Source organism: Sinomonas sp. (assembly GCF_036848755.1).
GTDB lineage: Bacteria > Actinomycetota > Actinomycetes > Actinomycetales > Micrococcaceae > Sinomonas.
The window spans coordinates 1-19,014 of record NZ_DAIUJO010000074.1; the positions used below are offsets into that span (position 1 = coordinate 1).

General features: G+C 70.1%; 20 protein-coding genes and 2 riboswitches. Of the genes, 6 read left to right on the forward strand and 14 right to left on the reverse strand.

The features are described 5' to 3' along the window. Window positions 1–208 precede the first annotated feature (208 nt). A complete protein-coding gene (locus V7053_RS12550) occupies window positions 209–1,384 on the reverse strand; it encodes an ATP-binding protein (protein ID WP_334172606.1) in 1,176 nt (391 codons plus the stop codon). Between the two features lie 177 nt (window positions 1,385–1,561). Between V7053_RS12550 and V7053_RS12555 the strand changes: the two genes are divergently transcribed. Both V7053_RS12555 and V7053_RS12560 read left to right on the forward strand, forming a co-directional pair. Beyond that, window positions 1,562–2,044, forward strand: a complete 483-nt coding sequence (locus V7053_RS12555) for a DUF4365 domain-containing protein (RefSeq protein ID WP_334172607.1) — start codon at window positions 1,562–1,564, stop codon at window positions 2,042–2,044. Further along, window positions 2,041–3,195, forward strand: coding sequence for a hypothetical protein (locus V7053_RS12560; protein ID WP_334172608.1), 1,155 nt, complete (start codon window positions 2,041–2,043; stop codon window positions 3,193–3,195). Before V7053_RS12555 ends, V7053_RS12560 begins: the two co-directional genes overlap by 4 nt. A gap of 388 nt (window positions 3,196–3,583) precedes the next feature. Here the strand turns inward: V7053_RS12560 and V7053_RS12565 are convergent, their stop codons facing one another. Further along, window positions 3,584–3,721, reverse strand: coding sequence for a hypothetical protein (locus V7053_RS12565; RefSeq protein ID WP_334172609.1), 138 nt, complete (start codon window positions 3,719–3,721; stop codon window positions 3,584–3,586). Between the two features lie 195 nt (window positions 3,722–3,916). On the opposite strand from V7053_RS12565, the gene V7053_RS12570 reads away from it, so the two are divergent. Continuing rightward, the gene (locus V7053_RS12570; RefSeq protein ID WP_334172610.1) at window positions 3,917–4,729 is read left to right on the forward strand and encodes an AAA family ATPase; all 813 of its coding nucleotides are present in this window, start codon (window positions 3,917–3,919) and stop codon (window positions 4,727–4,729) included. A gap of 671 nt (window positions 4,730–5,400) precedes the next feature. Here the strand turns inward: V7053_RS12570 and V7053_RS12575 are convergent. Next, window positions 5,401–5,817: a hypothetical protein gene (locus V7053_RS12575; protein WP_334172611.1), complete on the reverse strand. Its 417-nt coding sequence runs from the start codon at window positions 5,815–5,817 to the stop codon at window positions 5,401–5,403. A gap of 532 nt (window positions 5,818–6,349) precedes the next feature. On the opposite strand from V7053_RS12575, the gene V7053_RS12580 reads away from it, so the two are divergent. Beyond that, window positions 6,350–6,649, forward strand: coding sequence for a DUF4193 domain-containing protein (locus V7053_RS12580; protein ID WP_334172612.1), 300 nt, complete (start codon window positions 6,350–6,352; stop codon window positions 6,647–6,649). A 346-nt stretch (window positions 6,650–6,995) separates the two neighbouring features. Further along, complete coding sequence (locus tag V7053_RS12585) at window positions 6,996–8,438, forward strand: hypothetical protein (protein ID WP_334172613.1); 1,443 nt, start codon at window positions 6,996–6,998, stop codon at window positions 8,436–8,438. Between the two features lie 401 nt (window positions 8,439–8,839). On the opposite strand, the gene V7053_RS12590 is transcribed toward V7053_RS12585, so the two are convergent. Together V7053_RS12590 and glnA are read right to left on the reverse strand one after the other, a co-directional pair. Beyond that, entirely contained in the window at window positions 8,840–8,998 is a 159-nt protein-coding gene (locus V7053_RS12590; RefSeq protein WP_334172614.1) for a hypothetical protein, read from the reverse strand. A 477-nt stretch (window positions 8,999–9,475) separates the two neighbouring features. Beyond that, window positions 9,476–10,900, reverse strand: a complete 1,425-nt coding sequence (gene glnA / locus V7053_RS12595) for a type I glutamate--ammonia ligase (protein ID WP_334172615.1) — start codon at window positions 10,898–10,900, stop codon at window positions 9,476–9,478. A gap of 126 nt (window positions 10,901–11,026) precedes the next feature. Continuing rightward, window positions 11,027–11,116: riboswitch (Fluoride riboswitch) on the reverse strand. A 144-nt stretch (window positions 11,117–11,260) separates the two neighbouring features. On the opposite strand from glnA, the gene V7053_RS12600 reads away from it, so the two are divergent. After that, window positions 11,261–11,998 (forward strand): phosphatase PAP2 family protein, encoded by a 738-nt coding sequence (locus tag V7053_RS12600; RefSeq protein ID WP_334172616.1) that lies wholly within the window; start codon window positions 11,261–11,263, stop codon window positions 11,996–11,998. A gap of 24 nt (window positions 11,999–12,022) precedes the next feature. On the opposite strand, the gene V7053_RS12605 is transcribed toward V7053_RS12600, so the two are convergent. From V7053_RS12605 to V7053_RS12645, 9 genes are all read right to left on the reverse strand, one after another. Next, window positions 12,023–12,466, reverse strand: coding sequence for a hypothetical protein (locus V7053_RS12605; RefSeq protein ID WP_334172617.1), 444 nt, complete (start codon window positions 12,464–12,466; stop codon window positions 12,023–12,025). Then, the gene (locus tag V7053_RS12610) at window positions 12,463–13,680 is read right to left on the reverse strand and encodes an MFS transporter (RefSeq protein ID WP_334172618.1); all 1,218 of its coding nucleotides are present in this window, start codon (window positions 13,678–13,680) and stop codon (window positions 12,463–12,465) included. The genes V7053_RS12605 and V7053_RS12610 overlap by 4 nt, the downstream gene beginning before the upstream one ends. Window positions 13,681–13,727: 47 nt before the next feature. Then, window positions 13,728–14,099: a fluoride efflux transporter CrcB gene (gene crcB, locus V7053_RS12615; RefSeq protein WP_334172619.1), complete on the reverse strand. Its 372-nt coding sequence runs from the start codon at window positions 14,097–14,099 to the stop codon at window positions 13,728–13,730. After that, window positions 14,096–14,608 carry a fluoride efflux transporter FluC gene (locus tag V7053_RS12620; protein ID WP_334172620.1) on the reverse strand — a complete coding sequence of 171 codons (513 nt, stop codon included), beginning with the start codon at window positions 14,606–14,608 and terminating at the stop codon, window positions 14,096–14,098. Before V7053_RS12620 ends, crcB begins: the two co-directional genes overlap by 4 nt. Then, on the reverse strand, window positions 14,608–15,168 hold the full coding sequence (locus tag V7053_RS12625; protein ID WP_334172621.1) for a universal stress protein: 561 nt from the start codon (window positions 15,166–15,168) through the stop codon (window positions 14,608–14,610). The genes V7053_RS12620 and V7053_RS12625 overlap by 1 nt, the downstream gene beginning before the upstream one ends. Then, window positions 15,161–16,453: a phosphopyruvate hydratase gene (gene eno / locus V7053_RS12630; protein ID WP_334172622.1), complete on the reverse strand. Its 1,293-nt coding sequence runs from the start codon at window positions 16,451–16,453 to the stop codon at window positions 15,161–15,163. The genes V7053_RS12625 and eno overlap by 8 nt, the downstream gene beginning before the upstream one ends. 71 nt (window positions 16,454–16,524) lie before the next feature. Continuing rightward, complete coding sequence (locus V7053_RS12635) at window positions 16,525–17,274, reverse strand: 2,3-bisphosphoglycerate-dependent phosphoglycerate mutase (protein WP_334172623.1); 750 nt, start codon at window positions 17,272–17,274, stop codon at window positions 16,525–16,527. Between the two features lie 19 nt (window positions 17,275–17,293). Beyond that, window positions 17,294–17,373, reverse strand: a riboswitch (Fluoride riboswitch). 49 nt (window positions 17,374–17,422) lie between these two features. After that, window positions 17,423–18,235 carry a hypothetical protein gene (locus V7053_RS12640; protein WP_334172624.1) on the reverse strand — a complete coding sequence of 271 codons (813 nt, stop codon included), beginning with the start codon at window positions 18,233–18,235 and terminating at the stop codon, window positions 17,423–17,425. After that, a partial coding sequence (locus V7053_RS12645; RefSeq protein ID WP_334172625.1) for a MutS-related protein occupies window positions 18,232–19,014 on the reverse strand: 783 nt, incomplete at its 5' end. The genes V7053_RS12640 and V7053_RS12645, both read right to left, overlap by 4 nt.

A 19,014-nucleotide genomic window follows, 5' to 3' on the forward strand; every position in this document is an offset into this window, starting at 1 on the left:
CGGGCACGCCTGCTTCCACATCGTCTCGGCCTGCCTGCCGTACCTGTTCATCCCGTTCCCCTTCCGATGCTCCCCACAATGCCCCGAGGTCGAAGCTCAGCTGCCCCTCGAGGTTTCCCTTGCCCTTCTTGGCCATGCGGCCCCCTCCGTCCGGCTGGCGTGTCCGTCTGCCACGCTAGCCAAGGAGGAACTACGGGTGCTTGTCATGTCACTCCTTCTGCCGGGCGATAAAGGCGCCCATCCCGGGCACCGTGAACTGCACCTGACCGTGCTCGGGGGCGAAGATGATGCCCTTCTCGATCAGGCGGGCGCGCTGGCTCGTCAGGGAGCTGTGGTCCTTCCCCAGCCGCCCGATCAGGTCCGACGTCGCAGTGGGACCCTCTCCGTCCTGGCTCATCGCGCGCAGGTAGTTCCGCTCGGCCCGGGTGGCCCGCTGCCACCTTGCGACGAAGAAGCCGTGGTCCAGGTCCGCCGTGCCCAGCTCGACCGCGAGACGGGCGTCCCCGAGGGTGATCTCCTTCTCCGAGGCCGCCTCCCACAGAGTGCGGCCGTAGGCCTGGAGGAAGTACGCATATCCGCCCGCTGCATCCAACACAGTCTCCAGCGGTGCGCCGCGAAGCACGGCGCCGAGGCGCTCAATCGGCACCGTGAGCGCCTCGGCCGCAGCGGCGGGGTCGAGCTGGCCGACCTTGCGGTAGTGGAAGAGTCGTTCGGCGTAGGAGCGGCTCTCTGCCAGCCGGCCCGGCAGGGACGGCAGGCCGGCGCCGATGATGTAGAAGGGCCAGCCCCGCTGCCCGGCCGCGTGCTGGACTGTCAGCAGTGCACCGAGAAGGTCCGGGTCGAGGTCCTGCATCTCGTCGATCACCAGGGCAAATCCCGCTCGGGCCTTCCTCATCGAAGCCGAGACGTCCTCGACCATCTCCTCGAGGTCGATATCCAGCTCGCGCGAATCCGCCCGGCCCGGGGTGAACTTCAGGTCCGCGGTCAGCCCCTGCAGGCCGAGCGAGACGGAGATGTTCGAGATGCTCCCCAGCCCCTGCTGCCGCAGGTGCGACCAAGCGGACGTCTGACGTAGGCGGCGGGCGCCGAGCTGCAGCTCACGGGCGAGCTTCTTCCGCACCGCCCCGGGACCGCCCTCGCCGGGCTGGGCCTCGAACTGCACCACCAGCCAGCCGTTGCGGCGGGCCAGCTCGGAGAACTCGTTCAGCAGAACCGTTTTCCCCACGCCCCGCAGCCCCGTCAGGAGGATGCCGCGGTCCCCGGCGGCATTGGCCTTCGCCCGCGCTACCAGCAGGTCGAAGGCATCGATCTCGGGCTGCCTGCCCACCAGAGCGGGCGGCTTGACCCCGGAACCGGGGGCGAACGGGTTCAGCGCAGGATCCATGCCCTCATAGTAGCCAGAACATGTATGAGAATCCCAGAACTTGGAATGCTCCACGATTCTTTGGCGGCAGCCTCAGATCCACCCGCCCCCCTAGCTCCCCAGCCCGCGCTGGGGCCCCACCACTGGTGTCGCCTGCAATCAAGCCACCCGACCCGAGCGGCCGATATAGTCCGATATGTGGCAGACGGGTCCCCGAAGCAGAAGGAGCGGTTCAGCCGCGCCTGGGTGATCGCGGCCGCCGCAGCTGCCGATTTCACGTACGAAATCGTTGCGGATGACGAGCGGGGCGTGGACATGACCGTTCACAGCAATGAGCACACGCTGGATTTCCAACTGAAGGCAACGAGCAGCCCTGATGTTCAAGGCGATTGCCTCGTTCACGACCTCGACATCCGGACCTACAACCTTCTGCGCTCTCAGCAGAGGTCTGGGTATGGCGTGCTCGCGGTAATCGTAGTCGGGGCCGACACAGCCGCTTGGCATGTCATGGATCACGACGGGACCAGCCTCGCTCACTCGGCTTACTTTCTCCCGCTGTTCGGCATGCCGTCGACCTCAAACACTGCAACCATCCGCCTCAAGGTGCCCATGAGCAACCTTCTGACACCCGACGCGATGCGGGCTTTGATGGATGCGCAGACCGCCAGGTGGGCCCCATGACGGACAACGCGATGCTCACAAACCAGACCTTGCAGCCGGTAGACGTCACCGAGTGGCTTCGGATCCACGGTTGGACTCAGACCGCCTCACTCGGCGACATCGCCCAACGATGGCAGAACGACAGGAGCGGAGTTCTAGTCCCGATGTCTGCCCTGTCCCCGGACTTCACCCTGCGTTGGTCAGAGATGTTGAAGCGGCTGGCGGACAGCTTCGACACAGATCCGGCAGGAGTACTGCTCGCCGTTGCAAAGGCTGGATCTGATATCGCCGAATTCCGGGCCTCTGGGCACATAGACGATTCGATCCCTCTCGGCGATGCGTCCACGCTGATCGACTCCGTCCGTCGCTCAATGCAGGCCTCCGCGAATTCAGCGCTGCAGCCTCGGAGCTACTACGGGCACAGCCTTCCGGATGCGGCTCGTGATTACGCCCGCAACGTTCGGATGGGACAGACCCGGCCAGGGAGCTACATCATCCCGGTCATCAGCCGGCTGCCGATCCTCCAGCCGGACGACGCCGACGACGCCGTCCTGTTCGAAGACGTGACGTACCAGCCGTTCGCACGCAGCGCGATGCTCAAGCTCGCGCAAGGACTGACCGCCCTGCATGACCTGACCCATGGGACAACTGCGCCTTCAGGAAGCCGAATCACCGAGGCAGTCGGTGCAGGCGTCTCATCTGAGCTGTGTGAAGCCGTAGCGAACACACTTGAAGCGGAAAGCGTCACCAATTTGAGCGTCGCTTTCACCTGGGCAGAACGACTCCCCGCCTCATCGGCTCCGGGGTCGGTGAACCTCGAAAGCGAGGCCGTGCCCCTGCTGCGCTTTGTAGGCAGCGTACTGAAGGGCGAACCCGTCATTGGCCGACAAACGGTAGTTGGCTACGTGAAGCGACTCGATCGCGGCGAAGACGATGAAGTCGGCCGGATCACCCTGCGTACGCTCGATAGCGACAAGGCTCGAAACATCACGATTGAACTCAACGACGCCGACTACCACGTCGCAGGAGAGGCCAATACTGAGCGGCGAATGGTGGCCGCCACCGGCATCCTGCATCGGGAACCAGGCCGGGCACTCCGATTCACAGAAGTAGACGATTTCCATCTGCTTGAAAGCCTTCCAGGGCTTCTCCCTGATGACTCCGGCAATTGACCAAGCCGCCCCTCCTTCGGCGATCCCATCAAGGGTTCCTTTGATGGGACGCTTGCGCTCAGCAAGCGGCGCACGCTGCTGGCTACGCCCAGCCCAACCGGCCGGAAGAGTCCCAGCCGTTGAAGCTGACAGTCCCGGCCCACTTGCAGCCTTGGGCTAGCGACGAGGTGTCAGGCAGTAGCCGTGGGCGCGGTGCCCGAAGCGGAGCAGGTTCCCGGTCGCGAGGGGGGAGGACATGCCGGGCCGGTGGGGGCGCCTGCGCCTGGTGCTGGTGGCCCAGGGGTTTTCTGAGGATGGAACGCTGACGTCGCGCCGCGGGGCGACAGGTGGACGCCGATGTCCTGGCCCTGGCCCTGCGCTCCGTCCAGGGCGTCGGCGCCCGCCTGATTCACCGCCCCGGAGACCTCCCGCCTCCAGCAACGCGATCCAGGACGCGGCCCTGCGGTTGCCGCACAACGGCGGCCCGCTGGACCGGCTCGGCGACCCCTCCCGTCACGGGATCGATCATCTCGGCGCTCTTGGTCAAAGCCCTTCCTTTCGGTCAGGCCACGCCGTTCCCACCGTCATTCGGACAGTCCCAGACTGCGCGGCGTGCCCGACGCCGGCAGCTGCGCAAGGAGATCAACGACCGCATCCCGCGGGCCGCACCGCGCCAGGAGCCCCGCGCTGCCCAGCCGGCCCAACGGCCCGTGCGGCTGCGCACCTATGAAGAGGACGAGCCATGAGCCAGGACTTCATCGTCACCAAGGAACACCGGCGCTTCACCGAGTTCGCCAACGCCGTGCGCAAGGAACGCACCATCGGCATCTGCCACGGTGACGCCGGCGTCGGCAAGACCCAGTCGGCACGCCGCTACGCCCACTGGGAGACCCTCGAGCCATTCATCGACCCGTGGGGCCCGCGCAACCAAGAAGACGACCCGCCCCGCTACGCGGCCGCCAACCGCTCCCGCACCGTCTTCTACACCCCCGAGGTGCTCCCCAAGCCGAAGGAGCTCATGCGCGACATCGACCGCCTGCAGGTGCGGCTCGGCGTCTGCGTCGACGAGCACCAGCGCCTCGCCGGCAAGATCACCGGCACCGTCGTAGGCGACACCACCAAGTGGGTCGAGCTGCTCATCATCGACGAGGCCGAACGGCTCACCCCGACCGCGCTCGAACTCCTGCGCGACAAGCACGACCGCCAGCACCTGGCGATCATCCTGATCGGCATGCCCGGCATCGACCAGCGCTTCCGCCACTACCCCCAGCTCTACAGCCGCCTCGGATTCTCACACCGCTACCGCGCCCTCGGACGCGACGAGCTCCTCTTCGTCCTCGACCGCCACTGGAAACGCCTCGGCCGCACCCTCGACCCCGAAGACTTCACCGACGCCCAGGCCATCGCCGCGATCGAACGCATCACCCGCGGCAACTTCCGCCTCCTCGAGCGCCTCTTCCCGCAGATCACCCGAGTGCTCAAGATCAACCAGCTCGAGACCATCACCGACGACGTCATCGAAGCCGCCGCCAGCATCCTCGTCATCGGCGACTGACCGCCACTTACCGCTCTCAAAAGACCGCCAAGGAGCGATCAAATCCACAGGCCCGGAAACTCAATGAACCTCTGCAGCTCCGCTTGTCTCAGCAATGTGTCTCACTCGGGTATTCTCAGCATCGACGATGTTTTGCCTTTAATTGGACGGTGGGGACGGGATGGCGCGCCTTGGGTATGCACGGGTGAGCTCGGCGGAGCAGGACACCGCGCTGCAGATCCGAGAACTGAGGCTGCGCCGGGTGCGAGCGGATCTACCGCGACGACGGGGCGAACGGGACCAGGGCCAGCCGGCCGGAGCTGGACAAGATGCTCGACCGACTCGGGCGCAAACACCCGCCACCTGCTTGAGCTCCTCGGCACCTTCGGCGGCGCCGTGGCCCAGGCCATGATCACCGCCATCTCCGCCTTCGGCACAGCTCGAACGCGACCAGCTCTCCGAATGCATCCGGGCCGGCATAGCCAACGGCTGTGCCGGCCGCCGCGAGGTCACCGCCAACAGCCCTAGGCCCTAAAGCTTGCCGAGGGTGCTCGAGCCGGGGGCCATCTTGCTGCCCTCGCAAGAGGCGCCCTGGTCCTCCGGTGGACTGAGCTAACAGGTGAGTTGGCGGCCTTATCGCCTGCTTCTGGGCGACTTTCTTCCGCCCGCAGCCGAATGGGCGGCGACGTGGGTCAAGCCGGGGCGACGGTGAGGCCTTCAGCCGGGTACAGCATCCGTCGGTGGTTGCCGTCGGCGATCACCCACACGACGCCGAGATCGCTGGTCATCCCGTCAACGCGCCCGAGGACGCGTCGGCCGTCTGGGAACGTCACGAGGACGCGGTCGCCGGTCCCTACTGTGTGCCACGAGCGGTGCGGCTGCTGCTGCCGGCCGCCCGCGCTGTCGTCGTTCAGCCTCGCCACAGCCCAACCGTGGACGACTACTGCCCACATCTCGTTCTGCGGATAGGGCACCACCAGGCGCGCGGCCGCCAAGAGCCCCTCGAGCGTCTCGCCGGTCCGGCGCGGGATCTGCGCGGCATCAAATGCCTGGACGTTGGCCTGGAACTGGTCTATCTCCCGTCCGATGCGTTCGCTCCTCCGGGCCATCGCGAACTCCTAGCTCTCTCCCCAACATCCCCGGCCGGCCCCCAATTGCGGACGACCGGGAAGGCCGCGTCGCTGGGTCGCTTCACCGGCTGGTTTGCAGGCCCAACTCTAGACGGGGTCCCTGCTTTGGCGGGGGCCGTCGCCCAAGCTTCACGGCGAGTTCACAACAAGCGGCTACCGCTAAGGCGCTCAAGTGGTCAGCCGCCGCCGTCGGGGACTCCCGCGATGTGGAGGTCATGCGAGAGCATCTCGTCTGCCAGGTCCGGCCGGTTCCGTCTCATTCTCGCTCTGACCCTCAGATTCCCTCGCCGGCACCGGGGAAGACCGTGTCAGGGGAACGAGGCATCATGCGCCGGGCCTCCCCGCCCTCCGGGGCGGCCGCTGCTGACCTGGCGCCCTTGCCTGAAGCTGGGTGACCTTCTGCCCTATAGGCTGCTTCTCTCTCCCGTGTTCTCTGGAGAGGGACCTGCCCGACGGAGGTAAGGGGCATGCTGTGCAAGACCTCCGGTACTGCAGAAAGGACACCAGACCTGTGGCCACCGACTACGACGCGCTGCGCACCGATGTGAAGGAATCCCAGGATGACTCGCTTGAGGCCCTGAAGTCGGCCAGCGCTCCCGACCCGCGGTCCGTGGTGCGCGAGCTCGATGTCGACGACAGCGGCGAGAGCGCCGAGCTGCCGGGCGAGTTCGTCAACGGCGAGCTGGAGGTCCAGGTCGTCCCGCAGGGCGCGGACGAGTTCGTGTGCCAGTCCTGCTTCCTGGTCCGCCACCGGTCTCAGAAGGCCAGGGAGAAGGACGGGCTCGCCTACTGCAAGGACTGTGAAGGCTGACCCTCGCCGCGCAGAGCGGACCCGGTGTGAGCGGTCGATCGGCTGGAGGAGACGGCCATAAGGGCTCTCCGCTCTTTGTGACCAGTACGCTCGCCAGAAGGTTCCGCAGGAACTGGCACGGCCAGGGCCGGCCTGCATTCGCGCAGGAGAAGGCCTGGGTGCAAAGGATGCGTAAAGAGGGATGGAGCCGCGCTTGTGCTGCTGTTAACGTTGCCTGGAGGTGCGCCGGGAAGTCTGGTCGGCAGGAGTCTTAGCCCTGCCCACGCCCGGAGGCCACTTTGCACACGTCTGGGTCCCCTTCCTGCCTTATCTCCAGCGCCCCGCCGGCTGCCCAGCGGAGGGCGCTGTGATGCGCGCCCCGTCCCGGACCCGAGGGGCCGTAGGCGTCCTGCACTCCCGGACCGCACTGCTGCTGGCCTTCGCGTTCGCGGTCATGGCCGATCCCGTTTCATCGGTCGCGTACGCGATCGAGGCGGCCCTGCGCGCCTTGGACGGCGACCTCGGCCTGCTGGCCCCGACGATGGTCCTGGTGGTGGCGATCATCGCCCTCGTGATCGTGAACTACCGCCAGCTCGTGAACCGCTACCCCCAAGGCGGCGGGGCCTCGGCCGCGGTCGGCGAGGCATTCGGCGACGGCTGGTCCTTCCTGCCGATCGGGGCCCTGGTCGTCGACTTCGTCCTGACCATCGCCATCAGCGTCTCCGCCGGCGCCTCCGCCGCGATCGCATACTTCCCGGCACTGGCGCCCTGGCGACTGCTGCTGGCCCTGGGCCTGGTCGTGGTGGTCGGGGGCCTGACCTGGTTCGGGCATCTGGGCAGGCTGGTCTTCGCCGCGATGACGGTCGCGTTCATCGTCGTTGCGGTCCTCGTCTTGGCCTACGGGCTGGGGGCCCAGCCTCACCCCGCGTCTCCCGTGGCGGCTTCACCGGGGCAGCTGCCCGTGCTGGCTGTGGTGATGGCATTCCCCGTTGCGATGGCCCTGGCCACCGGGGTCGAGGCGCCGTCGTCGGCCATCGCCCAGCTCGGCCAGCTCGATGACCGCGGCCGCTCCCGGTTCGGCAGGATCACCCTTTGGCTCACCCTGGCCATCGTCGGCGCCATCACCCTCGGGCTGACGTTCGAGGCCGTCCACCTGGGCATCGGCGTCCCGCCTGCGGACAGCACCCAGATTGCCGAGCTCGCCCGCCTCGCCGCTCCCGCCCCCGTGTTCGCGGCCTTCCAGCTGGTCACCGCGCTCCTGCTGCTCTCCGCCGCGAGCTCGTCCTTCCAGGCCGGCCCGGGGCTGCTCAAGGCCCTCGCCCGCCACACCAGCCCGCGTGGGGAGACGGTGGGCATCCTGGCCCCAGCCGTCGGGCACACCAACGCCCACCACACCCCGTACTGGGGCGTGGCCCTGTTCGTCCTCCTGGCCGGGGCGACCACCGCCGCCGCCGGCGGTAACGACCAGGAACTTGTCCTGTTCTACGCCGTGTCGGTGTTCCTGAGCTTCCTCGCCGGCCTGGTCTCCATGGCCCTCTTCTCCCACCGCGACCGCCGGCACGGGTACCTCGTGCTGAACGTCGCCGGGGCCCTGGTCGTCGCCTTCACCCTCGTGGCCAATCTGGCCCGCGGCCTGCCGATCATCAGCCTCGCCGCGGCCGTCCTGATCGCCGCACTGCTGTACGGGGCGTGGCTGAAGGCCGGCAAGCCCCGAGGAGTCCGCAACGCCGAGGCTGAGAGCGAGGCCCAGGCCGACTCGGACGACCCCGGAGTCCCTGAGGGCCCCAGAGGAGGGTCGGTGCAGAGATGACAATGTCCGAGAACGACCGCTGTCCAGCGAGCCCGGGATGCTGGGACGGTTGGCATGTCATTCCTTCTTGCGGCCGATGAAGGCCCACATGCCCGGCACGGTGAACTGCACGTGGCCGTGCACAGGGCGACGATGGTGCCCTTCTCGATCAGTCTGGCACGCTGGCTCGTCAAAGAGCTAGGTCCTTCCCCAGACGTCCGATCAGGTCGGCTGTCGCAGTGGGACCTTCGCAGTCCCGGCTCGTCCCGCGCAGGTAGTTCCGCTCGGCGCGCGTGGCGCGCTGCCAGCCCTCATGTGCGTGCTGAACGAGAGGGGGCGTCGCCACTCCGAGGGCAGTATCTGATGTCGTCGATTGGGCGGAAGTCCTCAATCGCTGCGCAGGAGGCACAGGGCGGGAATGCTCAGTCCTGTTCGGCTGGCTGGTCCGGGTCTTCCTCCGGTTCGAAGGTCGAGTCGTCCTTTCGGAAGCCCAAGCGCACCCCGTCCTTTCCCGTCGGCAGGGTCGTGCCACGCGAGTCTTCTCCGGTGGCTTGATGTTGTTCATCGCGATGAGTGCTCATCTCGTCTCTTCCCTCGGCTCGGATCCGATTCGACAAGCGTAGGCGGACGTGGAGTGAAAGAGGCGCGGCCCGGGACTGCGGGAGATCCAGACCCCTGGATCGCCGCCCCGGGGATGTTCGAGGGGGTGGACCTGCTCAAGGAGCATCCCAGGCATGGCGCTCGGGCCGCTGCCGCTTCTGGCCCTGCGGGCTCCAACTTGTCCGATACGCCGCAACCACTGCTGCCGCTCGTCTGGGCGGGGCGCCGTGAGAACGGCGGCCCGGAACCAGATGAGCTACGGTCTCAGACGGATCACAGCCGGGGCCGGCCCGACGGTCCCCAGACCGTTGCCATGGGAGGGGGAGCCACTCTGCGGGTTCGGACACCGGAGGCGTACGCGTACAGCTCCCGGCCGCAGCCCTTGAAGCCGGGCCTCGGCCGCGCCGGCCGCCCAATCCACCTCGAGGCCACCGGCTACGCCCCCGTTTCGGGGGACCTCAGACCCCGAAGTAGAGCTCGAACTCGTAGGGGTTCGGGCGCAGCGACAGCGGGGCGATCTCCTTCTCGCGCTTGTACGCGATCCACGTGTCGATGAGGTCCTGGGTGAAGACCCCGCCGGCCTGGAGGAACTCGTTGTCCGCCTCGAGCGCCTCGAGGGCCTCCTCGAGCGAGCCCGGAGCCTTGGGGATGTCGCGGGCCTCCTCGACGGGGAGCTCGTAGAGGTCCTTGTCGATCGGGGCCGGCGGCTCGATGCGGTTGCGGATGCCGTCGATGCCCGCCATGAGCTGCGCGGCGAACGCGAGGTACGGGTTGGACGAGGGGTCCGGCGCGCGGAACTCGATGCGCTTGGCCTTCGGGTTCGAGCCCGTGATCGGGATGCGGATGCCGGCCGAGCGGTTGCCCTGCGAGTACACCATGTTGACCGGCGCCTCGAAGCCTTTCACGAGGCGCTTGTAGGAGTTCACCGTCGGGTTCGTGAACGCGAGGACCGCGGAGGCGTGCTTGAGCAGGCCGCCGATGTACCAGCGGGCGAGGTCCGAGAGGTTCGCGTAGCCCTTCTCGTCGTAGAAGAGCGGCTCGCTGCCGTTCCACAGCGACTGGTGGCAGTGCATGCCGGAGCCGTTGTCGCCGAAGATCGGCTTCGGCATGAACGTGACCGCCTTGCCCCACTCGAGCGCGGTGTTCTTGATGATGTACTTGAACTTCTGCAGGTCGTCGGCCGCGCGGACGAGGGTGTTGAAGCGGTAGTTGATCTCCGCCTGGCCGGCGGCGCCGACCTCGTGGTGCGAGCGCTCGACCTCGAGGCCCGCGGCGTCGAGGGCGAGGCACATGGCATCGCGCAGGTCGGCCTGGTGGTCGACCGGGGCCACGGGGAAGTAGCCGCCCTTGAACGGCGTCTTGTTCCCGAGGTTGCCGCCCTCCTCCTCGCGGCCGGAGTTCCAGGGGGCCTCGATGGAGTCGACCTTGTAGAAGGATCCCTGCGGGGAGGACTCGAACTGGACGTTGTCGAAGACGAAGAACTCGGCCTCGGGCGCGAAGAACGCGGTGTCGGCGATCCCCGTCGAGGCGAGGTAGGCCTCGGCACGCTCGGCCACGCCGCGCGGGTCGCGGTGGTAGGGCTCTCCCGTGCGCGGGTTGACGATGGAGAAGTTCAGGGCGAGGGTCTTCTCGACGCGGAATGGGTCCACGAACGCGGTCGTCACGTCCGGGATGAGCTGCATGTCCGACTCGGCGATGCCCTGGAAGCCGCGGATCGAGGAGCCGTCGAACGCGGCCCCATGGACGAAGAACTCCTCGTCGGCCGTCTTGGCCGGGATGTTGAAGTGCTGCTGGACGCCGGGCAGGTCGGTGAAGCGGATATCGACGAACTTGACGTCTTCGTCCTTGATGAACTTGAGTGCTTCTTCCGCGTTCTTGAACATCTCTCTCCTTTGATCATGCTGGGACGGGGCTGGATCCCCGTCCGGACGTGCCCGCGAGGGCGCCGCCGGGGAGGGCGGCCGCGGGGCCGTCGTCAGAGGGAGGGGACGGCTCGACTGCCTTCGCGGGCAAAGGCAGGAACCATCAGCCCGGAGGCGGTTCGCACAGACGTCCTGGGTGGCACGGCAGCGCAGGCGGGATCCATCGCCGTCACCGACGCTACATGCCGATCCTCCTGCGGGCACACTGTGACGGGAGCGTCGGCCACGACCCGTCTCCCGAGGACGGTCGGGCTGCGATGCCTGCCCCTGCGGGGGATTCTCCTTAGAGAAGTCTTAGAGTCCTCTGGACAGGATGTGCCCATGACATCCTCCGAGTTCGCGTCCCCGGGACGGCGCGCCGCGCAGTCCCGGCGCAGCCGCCTGGCCATCCTCCCGAGCCCGCGCCACTGGATCCTCGTCCCGCTCGTGCTGGGCCTCGCTGTGCTGGTCTTGGGCTTCGTGGCCAAGGCCCCTGCCTTCACGGGAGCCGAGCTGACCGTCGTGCAGTCCATGAGCACCGGGCATGTGGGCTGGCTCGGCGTGCTCTCGCTTGCCGTGGAGCAGATCCTCGGCCCGAAGGGCGCGGCCGTGATCCTGGTGGTGCTGCTGGGCGTCCTCTGGTTCGCCCGCAGGACCCCTGTCGATGCCCTTGCCGTGGTCTCGACCACGGGATTCGGCTGGGTGTCCAGCCTTGTCTTCAAGTACTCGGTGGACCGTCCGCGTCCCGACCCGGCCCTGCTCGCGGATCCGCTCTCGACGGCCATGGACCCGAACAGCTTCCCGAGCGGTCACGTGTGCTTCGCGGTCTCGCTCACGCTCGCGCTGTTCTTCCTCTTCCGTCACAGGCGGTGGGGCCGGTGGGTCCTCGTGGCCGGGATGGGGTTCTCTGTCCTCGTGGCGCTCTCCCGGCTGTACTTGGGCGTCCACTACCCGACTGATGTGGTTGCCCCGTTCCCTGCCTCCGTCGCGGGGGTCGTCCTGTGGTGCGGGCTCTGGAACCGGTTCGTGGCTCCGGTCGTGCTCCGCCTGCCCTTCGTGGCACGCCTCGAGTCCCTCTGACCGGTCGCAGGCGGACCGGCCGCCCTAGACGATGAGCGTCCGGGCCGCGGCGACGAGCGCGACTGCGGCTGAGGCGGTGGCGACGGTCGCGGCGAAGTGCCCGAGGGCCGGGACCGGGGCCGGGATTCCGGTGCCGGGGGCGAGCAGCCGGATGGTGGCGCTGGCCCCGGCATAGGAGGTCAGGGAGCCGCCGAGCAGGCTGAGGGATATGGCCGAGGGAACGCTTGCGAGGTACACGGGCAGTCCGAAGACGACGCCGAGGGCGAAGGCGCCGAGGAGTTCCGTCAGCCAGATGCGGGCCGCGGCAGCGTCGGGCGGGAGTGCGCGCTGGATGAGGATCCGCAGGACCGCCCCTCCCAGCGCTCCGGCCGCGAGCAGCAGGTAGGAGCGCGCGTCATCCTGCGGCATCTGGCCGGCGAGGACGGAAGCCGCGGCGGCCCCGCCGGCCAGCGGCGCAGCGGCGGTCATGGGCGCCCGGGCCGGAGGGCCGGTGCGAGCAGGACGGAGGCGAGCATCCATGCAGCGGCGTAGGCGAAGGCGGTGGTCGGTCCGAGGGCGGCCCAGAGCACTCCGGCGACGAGGGTGGCGCCGAGGTCGCCTGCGGACTGGACGAGGCCGAGGATGCCGTAGCCGTTGCCGCGGAGCCGGTCCGGGAGGGCGATGGCGACCGAGGCGGTCTCTGCGGTCTCGGCGAGTCCGATGCCGACGCCCGCGAGGATGAATGCGACCAGCGGCGCCGCCCAGCCGGCGGGCCCGAGGGCGAAGAGCGCGTACGCGAGGACGTAGGCGGCCGCGCCGGCGGCGAACACGCTTCGGGCGCTGATGCGGTCCACGAGGTGCCCCCCGGCCAGCGCGGCGAGGGCGGCGACGGCGTTGTGCAGGGAGTAGAGGACGATGGCCAGGGAGACGGCGGCGGCCGGGGCGAGGCCGCCGCCTTCGATCAGCCCGGTGGCGCGGAGGATGAGCAGGGTGGTGGCGAGGTTGCCGAGTTCGAAGCAGGAGACCGGGAGCAGTGCCTTGGCGGCGCCCGTGCGGGCCAGTTCGCCGAGGTTGAAGCTGAGCGTCCTGCGCGCTGCGGGGGCTTGGAGGGCCCTTCTGGCCTGGCGGGCGGCGAGGGCGATCGCAGCGACGGCGAAGATGCTGGGGATGAAGGAGAGCACGATCGCGGTGCGCACCCCGAGGAGCCCGACGAGGGCGGCGGCCAGGAGCGGTCCGAGGACGGCCCCGGCGTTGTCCCCGGCGCGTTCGACCCCTGCTGCGCGCCCGTAGGCGGTGCGGGGGGCGATGGAGGCCAGCAGGGTGTCCCGGGCCGGTGACCGGACGCCGCGGGAGGCCCAGGCGAGGCCGCGCAGGACGGCGACCTGCCATACGGCGGTGGCCAGGCCGATCGCGGCGGTGGCGAGGGCGGTGAGGAGGTAGCCGCCCGAGGCGACTCTTGCCCGGCGCGAGGGCTCGTTCGAGAGGGGGCCGCCGGCGAGCTTGCTCAGCCCGGTGAGGGCGTCGGAGACTCCTTCGATGGCCCCGAGGGCGGCGGGCCCTGCGTGGAGGGTTGAGCCGAGGAAGGATGGGAGCAGGGAGGTCGCCATCTCGTGGCCGGAGTCGCTGAAGAACGAGGCGGCGCCGACGCCGAGGATGCCCCGGTTCAGCCATCCGCCTCGCTCCGTTGTGGTCGGCTTGGCCATTGGTCGTCGTCCTTTCGGCTGGTGTCCGGCGGCGCGGCGCGCCTGGTTCAGGGTGCGGCGAGGAGCATTCCGGCTGTTGCCGCGAGCACGGCTGCGGCGAGGGTTCCGAGCGCGTTCAGGGCGGCGGTGGCGGGCCTGTTGGCCTGGATGAGGCGGATGGTCTCGACGCTGGCGGTGCTGAAAGTGGTGTAGCCGCCGAGGAAGCCGGTTCCGGCGATGGCCTGCAGTTCGGGGGGCGCCCCGCGGAGGGTGGCGCCGGCGATGAGGCCGAGCAGGAACGAGCCGCTGATGTTGATCAGGATGGTCCCCACGGGCAGGGCCGTGCGGACCCGGGCCCGGATGAGTCCGTCGAGGATGAAGCGTGCGGCGGCCCCCAGGCCGCCCGCGAGGCCGAGCAGGGCAACTGTCAGGGGAGTCATCGCGTGCTCCTGGCGTGGTGGTAGGCGGCGGCCCAGATCCCCAGTGCGGCCGCTGCGGCGCCTCCTAGCAGGGTCGCGGCGAGGTACCCGATGCCTGCGGCAGTCCGTCCGGCGGCGAGGAGGCGGTCGGCGTCCACGGCGAAGGTGCTGTAGGTCGTGAAGGCGCCCAGGAACCCGGTCCCGGCCAGCAGCCGTGCCACCCGCAGGCCGCCCTGGTCCGGGCCGCGGCGGGCGAGTGCCTCGAGCAGGATTCCGAGGGCGGCGGCCCCGGCCAGGTTGATGACCAGGGTGGGCAGCGGCCAGCCTCCGGGTGCGGGCAGGGCGAGCCCGAGCCCGTACCGGGCCAGGGCGCCGGCGAGGCCGCCCAGGACGACGATGAGGATGAACCCCGGGTGCAGGTGGAGGGGCCTGTCGGGGCGCCGGATGCCGAGGGTGCCGGCGTCGGTGTCGACGTCGGGTTCGGCGGGGGCGGGGGGCGCCGGCTCCCTCCTGTGGGGCTGTGGGTCCATCAGGCCTCCCCGTGGCGGTGTCGCCGGTGGTGGTGCTGGCCGAGGGGGATGACGACGACCGGCCGGTCCTGCCGGTGGGCGAGGCGGACGGCGACGGAGCCTGCGATGCGCTCCTCGAAGCGTGCGTCGAGCCCGTGCTCGCGGGTGCCCACGACGATGAGCGAGGCCCCGACTTCCGCGGCGTAGGCGTCGAGGGCGTGGGCGGTCTCGCCGGAGAGCGCGGCGAACCGCCAGTCCACGCCCGTGCCCATGAGCTGGTCGCGGATTCCGTGGTAGAGGTCGGAGCGGAACCGGGCGGCGTCGTCGTCGACGATGTCCGGGTCGATCGGCAGCACCTCGACGCGGCCGCCGGGCTCGTGCTCGGCGAAGGTGGAGGGGTCGGCCCACGCGCAGACGAGCCCGACGCCGAGGCTGTGGGCCAGGTCTGCTGCCCGGTGGACCACGGCCAGGCCCTGTCCGGGGGTGACGCCGGCCAGCACGGGTCCGCTGAGGCGGCGGGGCCGGTGGCCGCCGTCGTCGGGGCTGGGCAGGGCGGCGTCCTCGTGGCGGTGCTCAGGCATGGTCTCGGCCCTCCGTCAGCCGGGGGAGGCCGTAGGGGAGTCCGGGGTTATCGGCGGCGATCTCCAGGAGGCGGTTGTACTTCGCGGTCCGCTCGCCGCGGGCCGGGGCGCCGGACTTGAGCTGGCCGCAGCCGGCTCCGACGGCGAGGTCGGCGACGAAGGTGTCCTCGGTCTCCCCGGAGCGGTGGGAGACCATCGCCCCGAAGCCGCCCCGGGCGGCGGCCGTGAGTGTCTCGAGGGTCTCGGTGACGGTGCCGGCCTGGTTGGGCTTGATGAGCACGGCGGTGGCGGAGCGGGTGCGGATCGCCTCGCGGACCCGTTCGGCGTCGGTGACGAACACGTCGTCGCCGACGACCTGCACCCGGTCCCGCAGGGCTTCGGTGAGGGCGGCCCAGCCGGGGGCGTCGTCTTCGGCGAGGGGGTCCTCGAGGCTCCAGATCGGGTAGTCGCCGATGAGGCGGGCGTAGTAGTCGGTCATCTGCTCGGAGGTGAGGGTGCTGCCGGCAACCCGGTAGGCGGTGCCGTCGTGGAAGGAGTTCGCAGCCGGGTCCAGGGCGATGGCGACGCCGTCCCGGCCCGCGGCCAGCCCGGTGTCGGCGATGGCGCCCATGATCAGCTCCAGGGCTTCCTCGGGGCGGGCGATCTGGGGGGCGAAGCCGCCCTCGTCGCCGAGGCCTCCGGCGAGGCCCTTGCGCTTCAGGCTGGCCCCGAGGGCGTGGTAGACCTCCGCTCCCCACCTCAGGGCCTCCGGGTAGTCGGGGGCGCCGAGGGGGGCGACCATGAACTCCTGGAAGTCCAGGGGGTTCGCGGCGTGCTGGCCGCCGTTGAGGACGTTGAAGTGCGGCACCGGCAGCCGCGGCTGCTGTCCGAGGACCTCGGCGATCCACGCGTGCAGCGGGGCGCCGGCGCGGGAGGCGAAGGCACGGGCCAGTGCCATGGAGACGGCGACGGTGGCGTTGCCGCCGAGTCGGGCCTTGCCGGGGGTGCCGTCGAGGGCGATCAGGGCGCGGTCTGCGTCGGCCAGGCTCGACCACGGCCGGGAGGTGAGCAGGTCTGCGATCTCGCCGGTGACGCCGGCCACAGCGGCCGTGACGCCCTTGCCGGAGTAGGCGGGGCCGCCGTCGCGGAGTTCGACGGCCTCGTGGGCTCCGGTCGAGGCGCCGGAGGGGGCCGTGGCGGCGCAGACGTGCCCGTCGGTGCCCTGGATCCATACCCGCACGGTGGGGTACCCGCGGGAGTCGAGCACCTGCAGCGCCCTGACGCGTTCGATTTCCAGCTCGCCCATCTCTGCTCTCCTGTCCGTTGTTCCTGCTGGTGTCCTTGTCCGTGCCCGCCGCCCGGGATGGGGCCGGGTCCTCATGTGCCGCCCTCGGCGGCGATGCGTGCAGCCCCTGCATGGGCGGCCTCGGGGTCGAGGTAGGCCCCTGCCCGTGCCGTCGGCTCCATGTCCTCGGTGAACCGGTAGAGGAGGGGCTGCCCGGTGGGGATGTTCAGGGCCTCGACCTCGTCGGCGCCCAGGGAGCCGATGACCATGCACAGGGCGCGCAGTGTGTTCCCGTGCGCCACGACCAGGGTCACGCCTCCGCCGCGGAGGGCCGGGACGAGGCGGGCGTGCCAGAAGCGCCGGACGCGCTCGGCGACCTCGGCGAGGGACTCGGTTGCGGGCACGGCCTCGGGGGGCAGGGCGGCCATGGCGGGGCTGGCCCGGATGGCGGCGAGCTGATGGGGCGGCATCGGCGGCGGGGCGCCGTCGTAGGAGCGGCGCCATGCTGTGAAGGCCGATGGCCCGAGCTCCTGGAGCACCTGGGCCCGGGCCTGCCCGGTGAGGGACCCGTAGCTGCGTTCGTTCAGCTCCCACGCCTCGGTGCAGGGAACGCCGGGAGTGCCCAGACAGGCCAGGACCGTCCTGGCGGTCTCGGCGGTCCGGCGCAGCGTGGAGGTGAAGACGGCGTCCACGCGCAGGTCCGCCGCGGCCATGAGGTGCGCGGCCGCGCGGGCTTCGGTGTACCCGGCGCCGGTGAGGTGCGGGTCGAGCAGGCCGGTGAACCTGCCTTGGGCGTTCAGGGCGCTCTCGCCGTGGCGCAGCAGCACGAGTGCTCCGGGCACAGTCCACCTACCTCTCCGCGAAGGGGTAGGAACCATCGGCCACCGTGGCGGTTCGGGCACCTCTGGGGTGTCCAGGCGGGATCCATCGCCGTCACCAGACCCTATCGGGCGTCCTCCTTCCTGGTCCACATCCGTGCCCTGTGTCGCGTCACTGTGAGAGCGCCAGGGGCGGGCCCCAGCCGGCGAAGAAGCCGAGGGCCTCGATCCAGGAGGCGTCCTCCTCCGGGCCTGCGGGCGCGCCGCGCTCTGTCATGGACTCGGTCAGGCGCAGCATGCGGGAACGGATGGCCCGCAGTCTGGCGGCCACCGCGCCGCGCACGGTCTCCTCCAGGGGCCCCAGGGCGGCGAGGTGGGCCCTGCACCTCCGCACGGGGTCCTGCTGTCCCCTGTCGGGGTCGGGGTCCGGGTCGGGGTCGCAGGCGGGGCAGACGCGCCCGCGCCACACGGGGGCGGTCTGGCGGCACCAGGCGCGGGTGTGCTCGAGGGTGTTCGCCTCGTCGGTGAGGGCGGCGGTGTCGGAGCCGGCATAGCCCATCCGCAGCCCGGTGTGCTCGGGACCGGCCATCTCGGTGCAGATCCGGCACGGCGCCGTGGGCACCAGGATCCTCTCCGGGTGGCGGTGCAGCAGGCCGGCCGGGCGGTCGAGGCCTGCGGCGACGTGCTCGAGCAGGTCCTCGTAGAGGATCGTGACGTCGAAGGGCTGGTGCCCCGCCCGGGCCCCGGCCCCGGTCTGCCAGAGTTCGATCTCCACGACCGCGTAGCCCCAGGTGTGCCTCGGGCACAGCCCCAGGGAGGCGCGCAGGATGCTGCGCAGGCCCGGTTCCATGATGTCCCCGTGCACGAAGGACCACAGCTGGCGCACCTCCTCCGGCTCCAGGACGAGGGGGCCGGTGGGCGGCAGCAGTGCCGGGGGGTCCGTCCGGGACTGCCGTGCAGCGGTGTTGCGGGTGTCCTCGCTCATGCCTGCTGGTCTCCTTCCTGCCCGCGGCCGGCGCGGGCGGCCTCGGGGGCGCCGAAGACGTCGCGGTAGAGGTCGGGGCCGTAGCTGGTGGTCTCGGGGGCGCCCGGGACGAGCCGGTAGGTGCGGTGCCCGTCGGGGGTCCGTTCGGCGCGCAGGAACACCGCCCCGGGGGGCTTCTGGCGGTGCAGGCGGTCCGAGAGGTGGTACATGTGGGTGACGAAGACCGGCCTGGCCCCGGCTTCGAGCAGGGCGCGCAGGATCTGGCGGGCGACCTCGGAGCCTTCGCGCTCGTTGGTGGAGGCGAAGGACTCGTTGAACAGCAGCAGGGACCCGGGGCGGGTGTGCTCGGCCAGGGCGCTCATGCGCACGAGCTCCTCGTCGAACTTCCCGCTCTGCAGGGCCGCATCCTCGGCGCGGGCGAAGTGGGTCAGCACGGTCGGGGCGAGGCTGGAGGCGAAGGCCTCGGCCGGGGCGAACATGCCGGCCTGGGCCATCACCTGCGCCGCTCCGATGCTGCGCAGCAGCGTGGACTTGCCGCCCTCGTTCGCCCCGGTGATGACGAGAAGCTGCACGCGCCCGGCATCGAGGTCGTTCCCGACCACGGCCCTGCCGCGGCGCAGGGCCAGGGAGGGGTCGTACAGGCCGCGGAAGGAGAGCCGTTCCGGCTCGGGACCGATGCGCGGGACGCAGACCGGCTCCCCCAGTGAGGCCAGGCGGGCGTGGAGGTTCAGGCAGCCGAGGTAGAAGGCGGCCTCGGTGCGCAGGTCCTCGAAGAAGGC

Excerpts from the sequence above, each read along its gene's own strand:
- V7053_RS12550 (WP_334172606.1), bottom strand. The coding sequence starts at position 1,384 with ATGGATCCTGCGCTGAACCCGTTCGCCCCCGGTTCCGGGGTCAAGCCG.
- V7053_RS12560 (WP_334172608.1), top strand. The coding sequence starts at position 2,041 with ATGACGGACAACGCGATGCTCACAAACCAGACCTTGCAGCCGGTAGAC.
- V7053_RS12570 (WP_334172610.1), top strand. The coding sequence starts at position 3,917 with ATGAGCCAGGACTTCATCGTCACCAAGGAACACCGGCGCTTCACCGAG.
- V7053_RS12575 (WP_334172611.1), bottom strand. The coding sequence starts at position 5,817 with ATGGCCCGGAGGAGCGAACGCATCGGACGGGAGATAGACCAGTTCCAG.
- V7053_RS12590 (WP_334172614.1), bottom strand. The coding sequence starts at position 8,998 with ATGAGCACTCATCGCGATGAACAACATCAAGCCACCGGAGAAGACTCG.
- glnA (WP_334172615.1), bottom strand. The coding sequence starts at position 10,900 with ATGTTCAAGAACGCGGAAGAAGCACTCAAGTTCATCAAGGACGAAGAC.
- V7053_RS12600 (WP_334172616.1), top strand. The coding sequence starts at position 11,261 with ATGACATCCTCCGAGTTCGCGTCCCCGGGACGGCGCGCCGCGCAGTCC.
- V7053_RS12605 (WP_334172617.1), bottom strand. The coding sequence starts at position 12,466 with ATGACCGCCGCTGCGCCGCTGGCCGGCGGGGCCGCCGCGGCTTCCGTC.
- V7053_RS12610 (WP_334172618.1), bottom strand. The coding sequence starts at position 13,680 with ATGGCCAAGCCGACCACAACGGAGCGAGGCGGATGGCTGAACCGGGGC.
- crcB (WP_334172619.1), bottom strand. The coding sequence starts at position 14,099 with ATGACTCCCCTGACAGTTGCCCTGCTCGGCCTCGCGGGCGGCCTGGGG.
- V7053_RS12620 (WP_334172620.1), bottom strand. The coding sequence starts at position 14,608 with ATGGACCCACAGCCCCACAGGAGGGAGCCGGCGCCCCCCGCCCCCGCC.
- V7053_RS12625 (WP_334172621.1), bottom strand. The coding sequence starts at position 15,168 with ATGCCTGAGCACCGCCACGAGGACGCCGCCCTGCCCAGCCCCGACGAC.
- eno (WP_334172622.1), bottom strand. The coding sequence starts at position 16,453 with ATGGGCGAGCTGGAAATCGAACGCGTCAGGGCGCTGCAGGTGCTCGAC.
- V7053_RS12640 (WP_334172624.1), bottom strand. The coding sequence starts at position 18,235 with ATGAGCGAGGACACCCGCAACACCGCTGCACGGCAGTCCCGGACGGAC.